The 16,493-nt window shown below is 72.2% G+C and carries 14 protein-coding genes; 6 read left to right on the top strand and 8 right to left on the bottom strand.

The features are described 5' to 3' along the window. Positions 1–84 precede the first annotated feature (84 nt). Complete coding sequence (locus J3R08_RS30875) at positions 85–1,641, top strand: glycosyltransferase family 87 protein (RefSeq protein ID WP_043330809.1); 1,557 nt, start codon at positions 85–87, stop codon at positions 1,639–1,641. A 19-nt stretch (positions 1,642–1,660) separates the two neighbouring features. On the opposite strand, the gene J3R08_RS30870 is transcribed toward J3R08_RS30875, so the two are convergent. Then, positions 1,661–3,862: a hypothetical protein gene (locus J3R08_RS30870; protein ID WP_209963794.1), complete on the bottom strand. Its 2,202-nt coding sequence runs from the start codon at positions 3,860–3,862 to the stop codon at positions 1,661–1,663. After that, positions 3,859–4,641: a deoxyribonuclease IV gene (locus J3R08_RS30865; protein WP_209963791.1), complete on the bottom strand. Its 783-nt coding sequence runs from the start codon at positions 4,639–4,641 to the stop codon at positions 3,859–3,861. Before J3R08_RS30865 ends, J3R08_RS30870 begins: the two co-directional genes overlap by 4 nt. 640 nt (positions 4,642–5,281) lie before the next feature. Here J3R08_RS30865 and rpsF point away from each other — a divergent pair. The 4 genes from rpsF (at position 5,282) to rplI (ending at position 6,922) form a co-directional block, all read left to right on the top strand. Then, positions 5,282–5,572 carry a 30S ribosomal protein S6 gene (gene rpsF / locus J3R08_RS30860; protein WP_013289357.1) on the top strand — a complete coding sequence of 97 codons (291 nt, stop codon included), beginning with the start codon at positions 5,282–5,284 and terminating at the stop codon, positions 5,570–5,572. Between the two features lie 80 nt (positions 5,573–5,652). Further along, the gene (locus tag J3R08_RS30855; protein WP_018788497.1) at positions 5,653–6,180 is read left to right on the top strand and encodes a single-stranded DNA-binding protein; all 528 of its coding nucleotides are present in this window, start codon (positions 5,653–5,655) and stop codon (positions 6,178–6,180) included. A gap of 41 nt (positions 6,181–6,221) precedes the next feature. Continuing rightward, entirely contained in the window at positions 6,222–6,461 is a 240-nt protein-coding gene (rpsR, locus tag J3R08_RS30850) for a 30S ribosomal protein S18 (RefSeq protein WP_007073789.1), read from the top strand. 14 nt (positions 6,462–6,475) lie between these two features. After that, positions 6,476–6,922 (top strand): 50S ribosomal protein L9, encoded by a 447-nt coding sequence (gene rplI / locus J3R08_RS30845; protein WP_013289354.1) that lies wholly within the window; start codon positions 6,476–6,478, stop codon positions 6,920–6,922. A gap of 92 nt (positions 6,923–7,014) precedes the next feature. On the opposite strand, the gene J3R08_RS30840 is transcribed toward rplI, so the two are convergent. Beyond that, positions 7,015–8,745 carry a hypothetical protein gene (locus J3R08_RS30840; RefSeq protein ID WP_209963788.1) on the bottom strand — a complete coding sequence of 577 codons (1,731 nt, stop codon included), beginning with the start codon at positions 8,743–8,745 and terminating at the stop codon, positions 7,015–7,017. Between the two features lie 397 nt (positions 8,746–9,142). On the opposite strand from J3R08_RS30840, the gene dnaB reads away from it, so the two are divergent. Continuing rightward, positions 9,143–10,552, top strand: a complete 1,410-nt coding sequence (dnaB, locus tag J3R08_RS30835) for a replicative DNA helicase (protein WP_064448064.1) — start codon at positions 9,143–9,145, stop codon at positions 10,550–10,552. A gap of 6 nt (positions 10,553–10,558) precedes the next feature. Here the strand turns inward: dnaB and J3R08_RS30830 are convergent, their stop codons facing one another. The 5 genes from J3R08_RS30830 to J3R08_RS30810 all read right to left on the bottom strand — a co-directional run bounded on the left by J3R08_RS30830 (position 10,559) and on the right by J3R08_RS30810 (position 16,313). Next, entirely contained in the window at positions 10,559–11,239 is a 681-nt protein-coding gene (locus J3R08_RS30830; protein WP_043330810.1) for a maleylpyruvate isomerase N-terminal domain-containing protein, read from the bottom strand. 107 nt (positions 11,240–11,346) lie between these two features. Then, positions 11,347–11,736, bottom strand: a complete 390-nt coding sequence (locus J3R08_RS30825) for a zf-TFIIB domain-containing protein (RefSeq protein ID WP_064448065.1) — start codon at positions 11,734–11,736, stop codon at positions 11,347–11,349. A gap of 23 nt (positions 11,737–11,759) precedes the next feature. After that, positions 11,760–12,392 (bottom strand): phosphoribosyltransferase, encoded by a 633-nt coding sequence (locus J3R08_RS30820; RefSeq protein ID WP_069089303.1) that lies wholly within the window; start codon positions 12,390–12,392, stop codon positions 11,760–11,762. Then, positions 12,389–13,732 carry a glycosyltransferase 87 family protein gene (locus tag J3R08_RS30815; RefSeq protein WP_209963785.1) on the bottom strand — a complete coding sequence of 448 codons (1,344 nt, stop codon included), beginning with the start codon at positions 13,730–13,732 and terminating at the stop codon, positions 12,389–12,391. The genes J3R08_RS30820 and J3R08_RS30815 overlap by 4 nt, the downstream gene beginning before the upstream one ends. Before the next feature lie 40 nt (positions 13,733–13,772). After that, positions 13,773–16,313, bottom strand: a complete 2,541-nt coding sequence (locus J3R08_RS30810; protein WP_209964506.1) for a bifunctional diguanylate cyclase/phosphodiesterase — start codon at positions 16,311–16,313, stop codon at positions 13,773–13,775. Between the last annotated feature and the right edge of the window lie 180 nt (positions 16,314–16,493).

Below are 16,493 nucleotides of genomic sequence, written 5' to 3'. Positions count from 1 at the left end.
CGGCCGCCGCCGGCGTTTCGCGTACCGGAATTTCTCCGCGCGCGACGGGACGGCGACCCCCTGTGTACGGCAGGATGCCTCTCCATGAGCACCCAGTCGCCCGCAGGCATCGATGAGCCCGGCGCGTCCGAGGCGGCGCCGCGATCGGCAGAGACGATTGACCACCCGTCCCGCTCGGACTGGTTCGTCCGCGGCGCCTCCGGTCTGATCGGGGGGCCGCTCGGCGACCACGCCGCCGCCCTGGACCGGCCGGCCGACCGCGAGAGCCGGTTCTGGACCGCCGGCCGGATCGTGCTGGCGCTGGTCTGCCTGACGCTGGCACTGCACTGGGTGCAGAAATCCCCCTGCCAGGACGGCGCGTGGCAGAACAACATCCAGTACACCCGCATGTGCTACACCGACGTGCTGGCGCTCTACTACGCCGAAGGGCTCAACGAGGGCAAGGTGCCCTACGCCGACCACCCGGTGGAGTACCCGGTGCTGACCGGCTACTTCATGGGCGCGCTCGGCCTGCCGGTGCACGCCCTCGGCGTCGACAACCCCGCCATCAACCAGGGGCAGTGGTTCTACAACCTCAACGCGCTGGTGCTCGGCGCGCTCGCCGTCGCCACCGTCGCGGTCATTCTCAGCCTGCGCCGCCGACGACCCTGGGACGCCGCGTTGTTCGCGCTCTCCCCGGCCCTGGTGCTCACCGCCACCGTCAACTGGGACCTGCTCGCCATCGGCCTGGCCGCGTTCGGCCTGCTGGCCTGGGCACGCGCCCGCCCCGACCGGTACGCGATGCTGCTGCCCGCGGTGGCGGGCGTCCTGATCGGACTCGGCGGCGCGGCCAAGATGTGGCCGCTGTTCCTCCTCGGCCCGATCCTGGTGCTCGCGCTACGGGCCGGGAAACTGGCCGCCGGGCTCGTCGCCACCGCCACCGCACTGGTGTCCCTCGTGGCGGTCAACCTGCCCGTGGCGATCCCCTACCGGGAGAACTGGGAACGCTTCTTCGACCTGAACACCACACGACCCATCGACTGGGGCACGCTCTGGTACATCGGCCGCTACCTGGACGGCCGGATCAGCCCGTCCGCACCCGGCGAACTCGGGCCGTTCGAATGGCTCAACGCCAACATCCCCACGCTCAACTGGGTGTCGTACCTGCTCTTCGGGCTGGCCTGCCTCGGCGTGGCCGGGCTGGCGCTGCTGGCGCCGCGCCGGCCCCGGCTGGCCCAGCTCGCCTTCCTGGTGGTCGCCGCGTTCCTCATCTTCAGCAAGGTCTGGTCCCAGCAGTTCGTGCTCTGGCTGCTGCCGCTCGCGGTGCTCGCCCGGCCGCGCTGGGGCGCGTTCCTCGCCTGGCAGATCGCCGAGGTCGGCTACTTCGCCGCGTTCTACGGCGAACTGCTCGGCACGGCCATGTCCCGGCCCGTCTTCCCCGAGGGCGTCTTCGTGCTGGCGTCGAGCCTGCGCCTGATCACCGTGGCGGTGCTCTGCGGATTCATCATCCGGGACATCATGCGGCCCGAACTCGACGCGGTCCGGCAGACCTACGCCGACGACCCCGACGGCGGGGTGCTCGACGGCGCGCCCGACGCGCCCTGGCACCAGCGTTGGCGGGCGCGCGCCGCCGAACAGCCCGCCGAACCCGTGCCGGTCTGAGCGACGGGAGCAGGCCGGTCTAGAGCCGGAACACGACCGCCTCGCCGACCTGCTCCCGGGCCACGCCCAGCGCGTCGACCGGCCGGTCCAGCATCCCCTCCCACGGGGTGCCCTCCAGCTCGTCGCGCAACACCACCACGTTCTTCACGCCGATCTGCCGCAGGTAGTCGACGCTCGCGTAGTCCGGGAAGCTGACAGTGGCCTCCCGGATCCGGGCCTGGGACCGGGGCGTGAAGCCGCTGCCGCCGTTGACCATCGGCTGGAACCGGTCGGTGGACCAGAGCATCACCGGCTGATCCAGGTTCTGGCTGCTCGGCAGCACGAGCATCGGCCCGTCCACGGTCCGCAGCGCCGCCGGCTGCCGCGGCACCACCGGCTGCGGCGTGGCGTTCAACCCCTCCACCAGCACCAGCGCCAACGGCAGCAGCGTCGCCAGCCGCAGCCACGGACCCGGCCACGGCGGCACCCGCTCGGCGGCCAGCTCGCGTACGCGCATGCAGAACGCGGTGACCGCACCCGCCGCGAGCAGACCCAGCAGCAGCGTGGTCCAGAGCATCATCCGGCCCGGCGTGCGCAGCCCGCTCCATCCCGGCAGATAGTCGAACAACGGCACGTAGGTGAACCGGCCGCCGAAGAACCGGGTGCCCATCGCCAGCGCCATCGTGACGAGCACACCGGCGAGCAGGAAGATCCGGTGCCGGACCCGCCACACCGAGAAGAACAGCCCCCCGGCGGCGAGCGCGTAGAGCACGAAGCCCGGCAGCAACGTCATCTCCGGATGCCAGGGCAGCACGGCCCGGGCACCCTCGTGCAGACCACCCCAGACCCGGGACTCGGCCGGCGCGGTGAAGAACCCGCTCGCCGGCGGCGAGTAGAGCCCGATGTCGCCGATCGTGCGCTCCGCGTTCGGGTGCAGCTCGGCGACCTTGAAGTAGGGCACCGCCAGCGCCGCGCCCACCGCCGCGAAGACGAGGCCGCCCAGCACGTCGGCCAGGAACAGCCGCCGGCCGAACGGGCGCTTCACCTTGCGCCGCCGCACGAACCACAGCACCACCGAGACCAGGACCACCCCGGCCAGCATGTACGCGAACGGCAGCCCGATGCCGAAGCCGAGACTGAGCTGCCACGCGGCCATCAGCCACCCGGCGAACGCCCAGCCCGCGTGCCGGCGGCGCGGCCGGTACCCGTACCGCAGTGACCAGCCGTGCCCCCGGGCCAGCATGGCCAGCGCCAACGGGATGCCGCCGTTGGAGATGATGTGCAGGTGGCCGGCCTGGGCCAGCAGCCACGGCGCGTAGGCGAAGCTCGCCCCGGCCACCGCGCCGCCGATCCGGCCCGCGCCGAGCTGCCGGGCCAGCGCGTACGCGCCGAACGCGGCGAGCGCGTGCGCCAGCACGAACATGATGTTGTAGCGCAGCACGGCGTGCTCCGGGCCGACCCCGATCAGGCCGGCCGGGGCGTACCCGAGGAGCGTGTCGGAGAACGCGAAGCTCCAGTTCTCCGGATAGAACGTGTTCGAGTGCCACAGCTGCGCCGGGTTCGTCCGCAGGATGTGCCCGGACCAGGCCATCTGCCACGCCTGCAGGCTCGGGTCCCAGTAGTCCTGCGGCAGCGTGTGCCGCGGATAGCGCAGCGTGGGCCAGGTCATCGCCGCCGCCAGCGCCAGCGCGGCGACGACGGCGAGCGTCCACTCGTGCACCAGGAACCGGCCCACGGCGCGGACGGCCCGGCGGGGGCGGCCGAGCACCGGCTCGGGTGCCGGACCGAACGCGGACCAGGGGTCGGCCGGCTCGTCGTCGCCCGTACCGTCCTGCTTCGCGGCGTCGCTCTTCTCCGCGGCGTCGCCGTCCTTCTTGGCGGCGTCCGCTCTGTCCCGGGCCTCGGCCTCGGTCCCGGCTCCGGTGCCGGCCTCCGCCTTGTCGGTGCCGGCACCCGCCTTGTCGGCGGTGCTCGTCTTGTCGGCGGTGCTCGCCGCGCCTGCCGCCTTCGCCGCGCCGGTGCGGCGGGCCTTGCGGGTCCGCTTCGCCTTGCCGGCACTCGTCACCGTGCCCGCGGTGTCGTCCTCGCCGGAGCTGTCCGCGCCGGACGCGCGCTCGTCGGGCGAGCCGCTCCCCGGCCCGGCCCCGGCCGCGTCGTCCGGCGGGTTCTTCGCGCCGGTCCCGTCCGCCCGGGTCTCGGCGCCGGACCGGCGGCCGGTCGTGCCGGACTTCTCGGCGGTCACTCCGCCGCACCCAACTGCCCGCGCAGGAACGCGATGTCGGCAACCTGGCCCTCGACGCCGCCGGGGGTCTCCACGATCACCGGCGCGCCTGCCGCGCGGATCACCGCCACCAGCAGCTCCGGGTCGATGGTGCCGCCGGTCAGGTTGTCGTGCCGGTCCTGACCGGAGTTGAAGGCGCCCTTCGAGTTGTTCGCGTGGATCAGGTCGATCCGGCCGGTGATCGCCTTCACCCGGTCGACCAGGCCCAGCAGCTCCTCGCCGCCCGCGTGGGCGTGGCAGGTGTCGAGGCAGAAGCCGACCTCGTGGTCGCCGAGCGCGTCCCAGAGCCGGGCCAGCGAGTCGAGGTGCCGGGCACAGGCGTTGTCACCACCGGCGGTGTTCTCGATCAGCACCGGCAGCGGGAATCCGCCGGACTCCGCCGCGTACGCGAAGGTCTTGCGCCAGTTGTCGAAGCCGACGGCGACGTCCTGGCCGGCGTTGACGTGGCCGCCGTGCACGATCAGGCCCTTGGCGCCGACGGCCGCCGCGGCGGTGGCGTGGGCGAGCAGCAGCTTGCGGCTGGGGATGCGGATCCGGTTGTTGAGCGTGGCCACGTTGATCACGTACGGCGCGTGCACGTAGAGGTCGACGTCGGCGGCGCGCAGGCGCTCGGCGTCCTCGCGCGGCTTCGGGGCCTTCCAGCCCTGCGGGTCGGCCAGGAAGAACTGCACCGCCTCGGCCTGCCGGGCGGCCGCCTCGGCCAGCGGGTCGGTCGGATCGACGTGGGCTCCGATTCGCATGCAGGGCAGCCTACGTCGCGCCTGCGACGGTCGCCGCGCTCGCCGGAGACGCCCGGCGGGTCGGAGGCGTCACCACCCGGCCCGGCGGTCGTTGTCCGAGGTGGGATCGATGGTCGACGCTCCGCCCGGACGTGGTCCACAGCACGTACGGGTGAGGGGGCCGACGCCCGGTGACGGGACGCCCCGGCGTGCGGCCCGGCACGACGGGGCGGGATCCATCAGGAATCCGGCACACCAAATGGAAGTCCGGACTAAATCCTCAATTTACCCCAAGTGGTGACGAGAGCCATTGTATGGTCAGCACAGGTGACAACACGATAAAGCTCCGCGGGGCGTCTTCGATCCAACCTCATCGGTGTGGTCGTTCCTCCCCAGGTCCCACCCAAGGAATGCGGACGGGACGCCCCGCGGTCCCGTGGACAGGGGTCCACCTGCCGGCTCTCGAGGCCGAAGGTGGGCCCCTGTCGCCGCGTCCGGGCCGTGCCGGCCGACCGGTCCGGCCATGATCGTCCGCACCGGCTATCCTGGTCCGGTTGTCCGTGTCCAGCCGGGTTCCCCCGGAACCGGTCACGGGCAGCGACGCACGACCTCCTGCCACGGAAGGACCGTGGCCGCTTAGCCCACAGGAGGTGAGCACGTCTTGCGTCATTACGAAGTCATGGTGATCCTCGATCCCAGCCTCGAGGAGCGCACCGTCGCCCCGTCGCTCGACACGTACCTGAACGTGATCCGGACCGCGGGTGGCTCGGTGGAGAAGACCGACGTGTGGGGCCGCCGGCGCCTCGCGTACGAGATCAACAAGAAGGCCGAGGGCATCTACGCCGTCATCGACCTCCAGGCGACGCCGGAGGCCGTTGGCGAGCTGGACCGTCAGCTCCGACTCAACGAGTCGGTGCTGCGCACCAAGGTCATCCGTCCGGAGATGCGCTGAGCATCTAGTCCCGGCACGTCCGGATCAAGCCTCATCCACGCTGTCGTACGGCTCTGAGAGCCTGTACCGCACAAAGATGAGTGCGCGAGGAGATGGTCATGGCAGGAGACACCACCATCACGGTCATCGGCAACCTGACCGATGACCCCGAGTTGCGTTTCACCCCCTCCGGCGCGGCGGTCGCCAAGTTCCGGGTCGCTTCGACGCCCCGCTTCATGGACAAGGCCTCCGGCGAGTGGAAGGACGGCGAGCCGCTGTTCCTCTCGTGCACGGTCTGGCGCCAGGCCGCCGAGAACGTCGCCGAGTCGCTGCAGCGTGGCGCTCGGGTGATCGTGTCCGGCCGGCTGCGTCAGCGGTCGTACGAGACCCGTGAGGGTGAGAAGCGCACCGTCATCGAGCTGGAGGTCGACGAGATCGGCCCGTCGCTGCGCTACGCCACGGCGAAGGTGCAGAAGATGTCCCGCTCCGGTGGCGGTGGCGGCGGCTTCGGTGGTGGTGGCGGCCAGGGTGGCGGCGGAGGCAACTTCGACGACCCCTGGGCCTCTGCTGCCCCCGCCCCCTCCCGCGGTGGTTCGGGCGGAAACTTCGACGAGGAGCCTCCGTTCTAATGGCGCCGAGCGCCCGCGATCGCAAACCAGGAGCACGAGCAATGGCTAAGGCTGCGGCACTTCGCAAGCCGAAGAAGAAGGTGAACCCGCTCGACAAGGACGGGATCACCTACATCGACTACAAGGACACCGCGCTGCTGCGCAAGTTCATCTCCGACCGCGGCAAGATCCGCGCTCGGCGGGTGACCGGCGTGACCTCGCAGCAGCAGCGGCAGATCGCCCGTGCGGTCAAGAACGCCCGCGAGATGGCGCTCCTGCCGTACACGGCCACGGCCCGCTGAGAGGAGGCACGGACATGAAGATCATCCTCACTCAGGAGGTGTCCGGCCTCGGCTCTCCGGGCGACATCGTCGAGGTGAAGGACGGCTTCGGCCGTAACTACCTGCTGCCGCAGGGCTTCGCGATCGCCTGGACCAAGGGCGCGGAGAAGCAGGTCACGGTCATCAAGCGGGCCCGCTCGGCCCGCGAGATCCGCGACCTGGGCCACGCCACCGAGGTCAAGACCCAGATCGAGGGTCTGAAGGTCAACCTGAAGGCCCGCGCCGGCGACGGCGGCCGGCTCTTCGGCTCGGTCACCCCGGCCGAGATCGTCGACGCCGTCAAGGCCGCCGGCGGCCCGACCCTGGACCGCCGCCGGCTGGAGCTGCCCGGCCACATCAAGGCGCTCGGCTCCTACCCGGTCAGCATCCGGCTGCACCCCGAGGTGACCGCCAAGTTCGACCTGAACGTGGTCAAGGGCTGACACCCGTAGCACGACGCGATGGGCCCGCACCGGACACCGGTGCGGGCCCTTCCGCATCTCCGTCACCACGGCCCCGGCCGCACCTCCGGGTCTCAGCCGAGGGGGTTGCCGGTCACCGCGCTGATCACCACGGTCGACAGACCACCGCCCACCACGGCAGCCGCCAGCGCCACCGTCGCCGCCCGCCAGGTCGTCCCGACCTGCCGTAGCAGCACCGCCACCACCAGGCTGCTCACCAACGCCAAACCGAACCGCGGCGCCGCCGACACCAGCGAATCCAGGGCATGCGTACGCGGCGAGTCGCAACCGCCACCGGTGATGTCGGTGACGCAACCCTCCGGCGGCTGACCGCTCAGGAACAGCAGACCGACGAGTAGCAGCACGGCCGGGACCAGATAGCAGGCCACCGTGTAGACCAGAGGCCGCAGCGGACCGCCCGGATCCGGATCCAGCAGGTCGTCTTCCAGCCGCCGGCCCCACGAGCCGCCACCGATCGTCTCCACCCGCCGGCGCAGCGTCGACCCGGCCGGCGCCACCGGCCGACCGCGCGGCACGGCACGCGGACGCGGAGCCGAGTACGCCACCGCCGGTGACCTCGGCGCCGACGGCGGTGTCTCCATCCACCGCGGATCGTCCCCGGCCAGCCGGGTACCCGACCAGAACGCCTCGGCCCGCTCCGGTGACGCCCATCCCTCCCGCACCGGCGGAGCCGTGCGATCCCACGGATCGACCTCGTCGCGCACCGGCTCCAGATAACCGGTGTCGGTGAACCGGTCCCACTCGCCCGTGTGCTCCGTGCGGTCCCACCGGCGTTCCGCCTGCTCCCAGCGGCCACCGGGCGCCGACCGGCCCCAGGCGTGCACGCCCGACGCGTCCCACGGGTCGACCGCAGGCGGCGGCTCCGGCGGCTCACGGTCGGCCGCCCGACGCCGCTGCCAGGGATCCGCCGCCGGCCGGGACTGCTCCGAACCCGACGGGGCCACCGACCGCGACCAGCCCGTCTCCGAAGCCGCCGAGGACGACCAGCCCGTCTCCGGAGCCGACCGGCCCGACGACGCCGACCGCGACCAGCCCGACTCCGACTCCGACGCCGGCCGCCGCAACTCCGGCACCGCCGACGCGGGCCAGTCGGCATCCGACGCGGCCGGACGGGACCGGTCCGAGCCCGCAACCGCCGAACGCGACCAGGCGGAGTCCGACGCCACCGGCGGCGGCCAGGAAGAACCCGACGCCGATCGACGCCGCCCGCCCGGCCGCCCGCTGTCCCGCACGGCTTCCTCGTCGCCCGAGCCCGCCGAATCCGGCAGCCCGGACCAGATCACCTGCGGACGCCGGGTCGCCGCGCGACGGGGACGACTACCCGGCGACACCCCCGACACCGGCTCGTCGTCCGAGTCGGCACGCCTGTTCCCCACATACCCCCGCTCCTGGGGGGCGTCCATCGTCCACTCGGCAGTGTGGTCCGACAACGGACCCGCACCGATCGCCCGCGGCTCCGGCCGATCGCGCCGACGGCGGCCCGCCTCCGTGCGCCGGCCACCCTCGGACGACGGCGTCTCGACCTCGATCTCGTCGTCGTCGGGCGCCGCGTGCCGCCCGCCACCGTCCGCGCGGCTCACCCCGGACTCCAGAGCCCAGCGGGGAAGGTAGGTGTCCACCGGCTCGTCCTGGCCGCGCTCGATCGCCCGCCGCCGACTCGGCGTGCGGTAGCTCTCCGGCGCGTACGAGTCGGCCCGGCGCGGCCCGGCGGGCTCGTCCCAGGAACCGCTCGGCCGTCGCTCGCGCGGGCTGTCCTCCCCGCTTCCCCAGTCCCGGTGTCTCACGGCCGGAGCGTGACCTCTCTCAACCCGAAAGTAAACCCGCTGTCCCAGGTGTCGCCGTTCGCAGCGATAGTACGGGACGAACGACGACAAAGCTCAGCCGGAAATCTTCCGTCCACAGGGTGGGGACAGTAAAAGCGCAGGTCAGAGGCGATACGCCCGGAATTCCCCATCACTTTTCCACACCCTGTGCACACCCTGCGCACATGCCGGTCCCCAGGCGTCCACAGGTTGTCCCGAGGCTCATCCACCGGCCTTGTTGAGTCGCTGACCTCGGGTTCCGTATCGTGGTCCCCCCGACCGCCGGGCGATGACCCCCGATCGACCGGAGGGGTCGGCGGAAGTTGTCACACCCCAGCGATAGAGCTGGACTCGATCCGACGCAGCAAGGGGGGCACCCGTGTCGGTCACCGACGAGGCGCGTACGGAACGGACCGGGGGGCAACCGTCGTCCGAGCCGCCGCCGCCGCGCGACGCGCCGTTCGAGAAGACACCACCGCAGGACGTGGCCGCCGAGCAGTGCGTACTCGGCGGCATGCTGCTGTCCAAGGACGCCATCGCGGACGTCGTGGAGATCCTGAAGACCAACGACTTCTACCGCCCCGTCCACGCCACCATCTTCGACGCGATCCTCGACATCTACGGACGCGGCGAACCCGCCGACCCGATCACCGTCGCCGCCGCGCTCGCCGACTCCGGCGACCTCGCCCGCATCGGCGGCGCGCCCTACCTGCACACGCTCATCGCCAGCGTGCCCACCGCCGCGAACGCCGCCTACTACGCCCGCATCGTCGGGGAACGGGCGGTGCTCCGCCGCCTGGTCGAGGCCGGCACCCGGATCGTGCAGCTCGGCTACGGCACCGGGCCGAGCGGCAGCCGCGACGTCGACGACATCGTCGATCTCGCCCAGCAGGCCGTCTACGAGATCACCGAGAAGCGCGTCAGCGAGGACTTCGCGGTCCTGGCCGACATGCTGCAGCCCACGCTCGACGAGATCGAGGCGGTCGGCGCCCAGGGCGGCGTGATGACCGGTGTGCCGACCGGCTTCACCGACCTGGACCGACTGCTCAACGGCCTGCACGCCGGCCAACTCATTATCGTGGCCGGCAGGCCTGGTTTGGGCAAATCAACCGCATCTATGGACTTTGCCCGAAATGCGGCGATCCGGGCCAACCAGGCGTCGGCGATCTTCTCGCTGGAAATGAGCAAGGTCGAGATCGTCATGCGACTGCTCTCGGCCGAGGCGCGCGTGCCGCTGCACGTGCTGCGCAGCGGGCAGCTCTCCGACGACGACTGGACCAAGCTGGCCCGCTGCATGGGCGAGATCAGCGAGGCGCCGCTCTTCGTCGACGACACACCGAGCATGAACCTGATGGAGATCCGGGCGAAGGCGCGGCGGCTCAAGCAGAAGCACGACCTGAAGCTGATCGTGGTCGACTATCTCCAGCTGATGACCTCACCGAAGCGCACCGAGAGCCGGCAGCAGGAGGTCGCGGACCTGTCCCGTGGCCTGAAGCTGCTGGCCAAGGAGGTCGAGTGCCCGGTGATCGCGGTGAGTCAGCTGAACCGTGGCCCGGAGCAACGCACCGACAAGCGCCCCCAATTGTCAGACTTGCGTGAATCTGGCTCGATTGAGCAGGATGCGGACGTTGTCATCCTTTTGCACCGCGACGACTACTACGACAAGGAGTCGCCGCGCGCGGGCGAGGCGGACTTCATAATCGCCAAGCACAGGAATGGGCCGACCGACACGGTGACGGTCGCGGCGCAGCTGCACCTGTCGCGCTTCGTGGACATGGCGATCGTCTGAGCGGCGTCAGCCGAGCAGCGGGAACCAGCCGGCGGCCTCGCCCAGCTCCAGCCGGTCCCGGTCGGTCAGCGGCACCCGGCCGGCGGCCTTCAGCAGGTACTCGTGGTCGTCCCAGCCGGCCGGCCGTACCGCCTCGTCGCTGAGCAGCCCGTCCATGGTGGTCACCGCGACCCGCGTCGGGTCGGCCGCCGGCAGCGGCGCGTCCGGCAGGTCCACCACGAGGTCGAGGTGGTGGATGACCGCCTCGGTGGTCAGGGTGGCGAGCAGATGGGGTACGCGCAACACGTGACCCTGGGTGGTCACGTACCCGTCGGGGTCTATTGCGGTGGCCGCGCGGACGGCGGCGGGCGCGGTGTCGGACCAGAGCCGGACCACGCCGGTGGGCCGGTCGAAGGCGACGGCGGAGCGGCGTGCCCACCAGGCGTGCCGGGCGCTCGCGTCGTCGTCGCCGGGAGGGAACGCGCGCCAGTAGCTGACATCGTCCACGTCGGGCGGCCCGGGTGCGGGGCTGGCCAGGGCGACGAGCGCGCGCTGGGCGTCGCAGAGCACGTGGAAGAGCAGGTCGGCGACGAGCCAGCCGCGGCACCGGGTGGGGCGTTGCAGGGCGGCGTCGTCGAGCGGGGTGACCACGGCGGTGATGCCGTCGTACGCCTGGGCCAGCGCCTCGTGCTGCCGGATCGGGCTCATGCCGTGCAGCCTGCCACGGCGCGCCACGCCCGGCACGGTGAAGAAAGACGACGACGGGCACGCCGGGTCGATGCGGCGCACCGGCCCGGCGTGGGCGACGTCGGCGGTCAGTCGAACAGTTCGCCGAGGAAGCCGTGCTTCTTCTTCCGGCGGTAGTGGCCGTGGTAGCCGTAGTGCTGCTGACCGTGGCCGTACGCGGGCTGGGCGTAGCCGTGGCCGGGCGGCGGCGGAGGCGGGGGCGGGGGGACCGCGCCGTAGCCGGGCTGGTGCGGCGCGGCGGGCGGGGGCGGCGGAGGCGGCGGGTAACCGGCGCCGGACGGCGCGGGCTGGCGGGCGCCGCCGTGCTGCTGGTTCCAGTTGGCCTCGGCATCGAACAGCTTTTCCAGCTCGCCGCGGTCGAGGAAGATGCCCCGGCATTCGCCGCACTGGTCGATGACTACTCCGCTGCGCTCGTACTGGCGCATCTCTCCGCGGCACTTGGGACAGGTCATCTGCATGACAACGACGGTACCGGGTGTTTTCACGCAGCGGCGGTCAGCGCCTGCGTGACCTCGTCGTCGGTGACCTCGTGGAAGTCCTCGTAGTACGCGCCGACGGCGGCGAAGTCGGGCGGGAGTTGGCAGCTCACGACCGTGTCGGCTTCGGGCGCGAGCATCTCGTACGCCTGCTCGGAGCCGACCGGGACGGCGACGAGGACGCGGGCGGCGCCGAGGTGGCGGGCGACCTGGACGGCGGCGCGTGCGGTGGCGCCGGTGGCGAGTCCGTCGTCCACGACGACGGCGGTGCGTCCGGTCAGGTCCAGCGGCGGGCGGCCGCCGCGGTAGCGCTGTTCGCGGCGTTCCAGTTCGGCCTGTTCGCGGCGGCGGACCTGGGCGCGGTCGTTCTCGCTGATCCGGCCGGCGACCATCTCGTTGAGGATCTGCACGCCGCCGGGGCCGAGCGCGCCGTACGCGACCTCGGGCGCCCAGGGCACGCCGAGCTTGCGGACGACCAGCACGTCGAGGGGGGCGCCGAGCCGGTCGGCGATCACCCGGGCGACGGGTACGCCGCCGCGGACCAGGCCGAGCACTATGACGTCGGGTCGGCCGGCGAGGTCGGTCAGACGTTCGGCGAGTTGCCGTCCCGCCTCGGCCCGGTCGCGGTAGGTGGTCATCCCTCAGGTGTACGCCTTCCGGCCGCATCGCGCGGGGCGGTTGCCGGGAATGCCGTCGGGTCGCCTGGTCGGGTGAGCGCCAGCGCCGGGGCGAGCACGAGCAGCGCGATCGGGTAGAGCAGGTAGCCGAAGCGGGTGGAGGGCATGAGCAGGATCGCGGCGAGCAGCCCGTACCCGCAGATGATCGTGGTGGCGGCGGCGGTGCGCGGCGGGCGGCGCAGCAGCCGGACGGCGATGGCTCCTCCGGCGGCGACGAGTAGCGCGGCGGCGACCGCCCGGCCGGCCGGGAGCGTCTCGGCGATCAGGTGGCCGGGGAAGGGTGACTGGGCGGGGCTGGTGACCAGGCCGTGGCCGAGGGGGAAGCGCAGCACGTTCTCGACGAGGGCTTCGCGGTCGACGAGCAGCACCGGGATCAGTGCGAGGACTGGTAGGCCGAGGGCGCCGAGGGCGGTGCGGAGGGTGGCGCGGCGGGTGGCGGCCCAGAAGAGCAGCACGAGGGCGATCGGCCAGGCGAAGAGTTTCAGCGCGCCGGCGGCGCCGACGGCGAGACCGGCGCGGCCGGGTCGGCCGGTGGCGGCGAGTGCGAGGGCGAGCAGGCAGAGCGCGAGTACGGGCAGGTCGTCGCCGCCGGTGGCGAGGGTGAGCGCGCAGACGGGCAGGACGGTGGCGGCTTGGACGGCGCGCAGCACGGCGGCGTCGCGGCGGGGCGCGGCCGGGCCGCCGCTCGCGCGCAGTGTGGCGACGAGGGCGATCACTGTGAGCGCGGTGACGACGGCGAACCAGACGCGGGCGTCGGTCCACCAGGCGTCCACCGCGGCGCGGGGCAGCCCGAACAGGGCCATGCCGGGCTGGTAGGGGGTGTAGCCGAGGAGTTGTTCGCCGGGGGGCAGCGCGGCGATGGCGTCGGGACCGAGGTAGGGGGTGCCGTGCTCGGCGAGGCGGGCGCCGGCGTGTTCGACCACGATCACCTCCTCCTGGGCGCGGTCGGTACGCCCGCCGGCCCGTTCGAGGCTCTGCGTGACGATCGGCAGCAGCGCGGTGGTGGCCCAGGTGATTCCGGTGACCGTCCAGCGTGCGGGCAGCGCGGCCAGGGGTGTGCCGGGGGCGCGGCGGCGGGCGAGCAGTTGCGTGGTCGCGGCGAGGGTGGCGAGCGCGTACCCGATGGTGGCGACGGCGCCCCAGGCGCGGTGCGGCGGCAGTGTGGAGGTGGCGGCGGTGACCGCGGCGAAGACGGTGGCGGCGGCGTAGAGGCCCAGGTCGAGGGCGAGACCACCGGCTGCGGTGTCGAGTGCCGACCAGCGGCGGGAGACGGTGGTTGCGGGGTCGGCGTGGGCGGTCACGCGGGCCAGTCTGGCAGACCGGCGCGGTGGCCCGGCGGGGTCAGGGTTGCCGGGAGTCGCCGGCGGCGGACGGGTTGGGGCGGGTGCGGGCGCCGCCGGCGCGGCGTCCGGGGAGGCGGATCACGGCGCCCGCGTCGTGCAGTGCCGGGGCGAGCGCGCCGGTGCGGCCGCCGTGGCCGCGCTGGAGGCTGGCGAGCAGCGCGGCGGCGGGCAGTGGCCGGGCGAACAGGTGGCCCTGGCCGGCGGCGCAGCCGAGTTCCCAGAGGGCGCGGCGCTGGGGTTCGCTCTCCACGCCCTCGGCGACGACTGTGAGGTTGAGGCTGCGGCCGAGGTCGAGGGTGGAGCGGATGACGGCGGCGGCCTCGGGCGCGGTCTCCATGGCGGTGACGAAGCTGCGGTCGATCTTCAGTTCGTGTACGGGGATGCGGGAGAGCAGGGAGAGCGACGAATAGCCGGTGCCGAAGTCATCGAGCGCCAGGCGGACGCCGGAGTCGCGCAGGCGGCTGAGGACGCGGTCGACGACGTCGAGCTGGCTGAGCGTGAGCGTCTCGGTGAGTTCCAGCACGAGCCGGTCCGGCGGGAGGTCGTGGGCGCGCAGCCGGGCCAGGACCGCGCCGGGGAAGCGGGCGTCGAGCAGGCTGCGGGGTGACACGTTGACCGAGACGGGCAGGTCGAAGCCGGCGTCGCGCCAGGAGCCGGCGGCGATGAGCGCCTGGTCGAGGATCGCCTCGGCGAACGCGGGCAGCAGGCCGGAGCGTTCCACCGCTTCGAGGAAGCGCAGTGGGTCGATGAGCCCGTGGGTGGGGTGGTGCCAGCGGGCGAGGGCCTCCGCGCCGATCACCTCGCCGCCGGCGAGGTCGACGATGGGCTGGAAGTTGACTGTGAACTCGTGGTCGGCGACGGCGCGGGGCAGTTCCCCGCCGAGGGTGAGCCGGCTGAGGTCTGCGGTGTCGCGGGCGGGGGCGTAGGTGGCGAGTCGTTGGCCGGCGCGTTTGGCCTGGTACATGGCCACGTCGGCGCGGCGAAGCAGCTCGGGCATCCCGCCGGTGGCGGGGGCGACCGCGATGCCGCCGCTGGCTTCCACGCTGATCCGCATGCCGTCCACGTCGAGCGGGTCGTGCAGGGCGTTGAGCAGGGCCTCGGCGCGGTGGGAGGCGACGGCCGGGGCGGGCAGGCCGCGCAGCAGCACGGCGAACTCGTCCCCGCCGAGCCGGGCGACCAGGTCGTCGGGGCGGGCGGCGTCGCGCAGCCGCTCGGCGACCTGGATCAGCACCTGGTCACCGGCGCCGTGGCCGAGGGTGTCGTTCACTTCCTTGAAGTGGTTGAGGTCGATCAGCACCAGCGCGGTGACGCCGTCGGCGTGCCGGGTGGTGAGCTGGGCGCTGCCCTCGTCCAGCAGGTGGCGCCGGTTGGACAGGTCGGTGAGGGCGTCGTGGGTGGCGGCGTAGGCGTGGTCCTCGGCGATGCGGGCGAGTTCGGCGTACGCCTGGGCGTTGCGGACCGCGGTGCACAGGGCGGAGGCGAAGGTACGCAGGGTGTACTGCTCGCGCTCGGAGAGTTCGACCGGACCGGCGAACCGTAGCCGCAGCACGCCGACGTCGACCGTCTTGTCGTGGCCCTCGAGGCGGTTGGTGAGTACCGAACCCTCGATCGCGCTCGGTTCGCCGGCCGGGCCGCGGTAGGTGATGGCTCCTCCGACGCCGCGCACGACCAGTGCTTCCTCGCGTAGTTCGATTTCGACCTCGTCGGCAGAGAACAGCTCGGTCGCTTGTGTGACGGCTGTGGTGAGCACTCGATCCAAATCGACTACGTTCAATGCATCGGTCGTTCGGGCTAACCGTTGCCAGGCCTCCCGCTCCGCGCGGTAACGAAGCCGGCTGGAGTAGGCGAGATGCAGGCTCAGCACGAGCGGCGGTACGACGATCAGGAAGGTCGGGTCGATCCGGAGGATGAGCAGCGTGCACAGGATCACTGAGAAGCGGGCGAGCACGCTCGCCAGCCGGAGGTCCAACTGCTCCCGGAAGCGCTTGCGGATCGGTGTCCCGGTCGCGAAGGCGAGGACCGGGAAGGTGAGTAACTCATCGAGCACGACGACGGTCACGTAGGCCAGCACCAGTGCGGGCAGTGAGCGGCTGATGGGTCCCGACCAGGGCCAGGACCAGCCGGCGGCGATGAGGACAAGGCCTCCGGCCGCTGCCAGCGTCATCTCCTTGGCGACGCCGAAGGCCAGCTTGATCGGGGTGAGGCGACCGATCAGGCGGGTGATCGCGACACCCAGGCCGGTGGCGATGATGACCCATGGCACGGGTGCGACTGCCAGCCCGATCACGGTTGCCGCATCGGTCCATGAAACGCCGTGGGTGGTGGCGCGAATACGGATTCGTACATTCACCGTCGCGGCTACGGCCACGAGAAAGGTGATCGTGGTCGCGCGTGTGATGTTGTTCTGGGTTGCCAGGTCGCCGGTGTCGATCAGCCGGATACTCACCAGCGTGGCCACGCCGGCCGCAAACACGACGAGACCGACAAGCAGCAAGAGCCGCCGATCGGTCCCATTGTCGCGTGCGTGGGCGCGAGTCACGTGGTCTGCCTCCACCGCGCTCGTTGTAGCGGAGCGTGTGCTCGTACTGTACGGCCCGCTCAGGCGCCCCGGAAGTTCGCTTCACAGCCAGTCGTTGCCGCGCATGGCCTCGCCCTTCGTTCGACCCCCAGAACCGGCGATCACCGGCCCATCCGACGTCGAACATGTTATGGCTTTTAG

The sequence above is a fragment of the Micromonospora sp. HB375 genome (genome assembly GCF_017872985.1).
Classification (GTDB): Bacteria; Actinomycetota; Actinomycetes; order Mycobacteriales; family Micromonosporaceae; genus Micromonospora; species Micromonospora chalcea.
The sequence above is the reverse complement of the archived record's forward strand: the minus strand, read 5'-3'. Positions and strand labels throughout refer to the sequence as shown.

Bases quoted from the DNA above. Each gene is read 5' to 3' on its own strand.
- J3R08_RS30875 (WP_043330809.1), top strand. From the start codon at position 85: ATGAGCACCCAGTCGCCCGCAGGCATCGATGAGCCCGGCGCGTCCGAG.
- J3R08_RS30865 (WP_209963791.1), bottom strand. From the start codon at position 4,641: ATGCGAATCGGAGCCCACGTCGATCCGACCGACCCGCTGGCCGAGGCG.
- rpsR (WP_007073789.1), top strand. From the start codon at position 6,222: ATGGCTAAGGCTGCGGCACTTCGCAAGCCGAAGAAGAAGGTGAACCCG.
- rplI (WP_013289354.1), top strand. From the start codon at position 6,476: ATGAAGATCATCCTCACTCAGGAGGTGTCCGGCCTCGGCTCTCCGGGC.
- J3R08_RS30830 (WP_043330810.1), bottom strand. From the start codon at position 11,239: ATGAGCCCGATCCGGCAGCACGAGGCGCTGGCCCAGGCGTACGACGGC.
- J3R08_RS30825 (WP_064448065.1), bottom strand. From the start codon at position 11,736: ATGCAGATGACCTGTCCCAAGTGCCGCGGAGAGATGCGCCAGTACGAG.
- J3R08_RS30820 (WP_069089303.1), bottom strand. From the start codon at position 12,392: ATGACCACCTACCGCGACCGGGCCGAGGCGGGACGGCAACTCGCCGAA.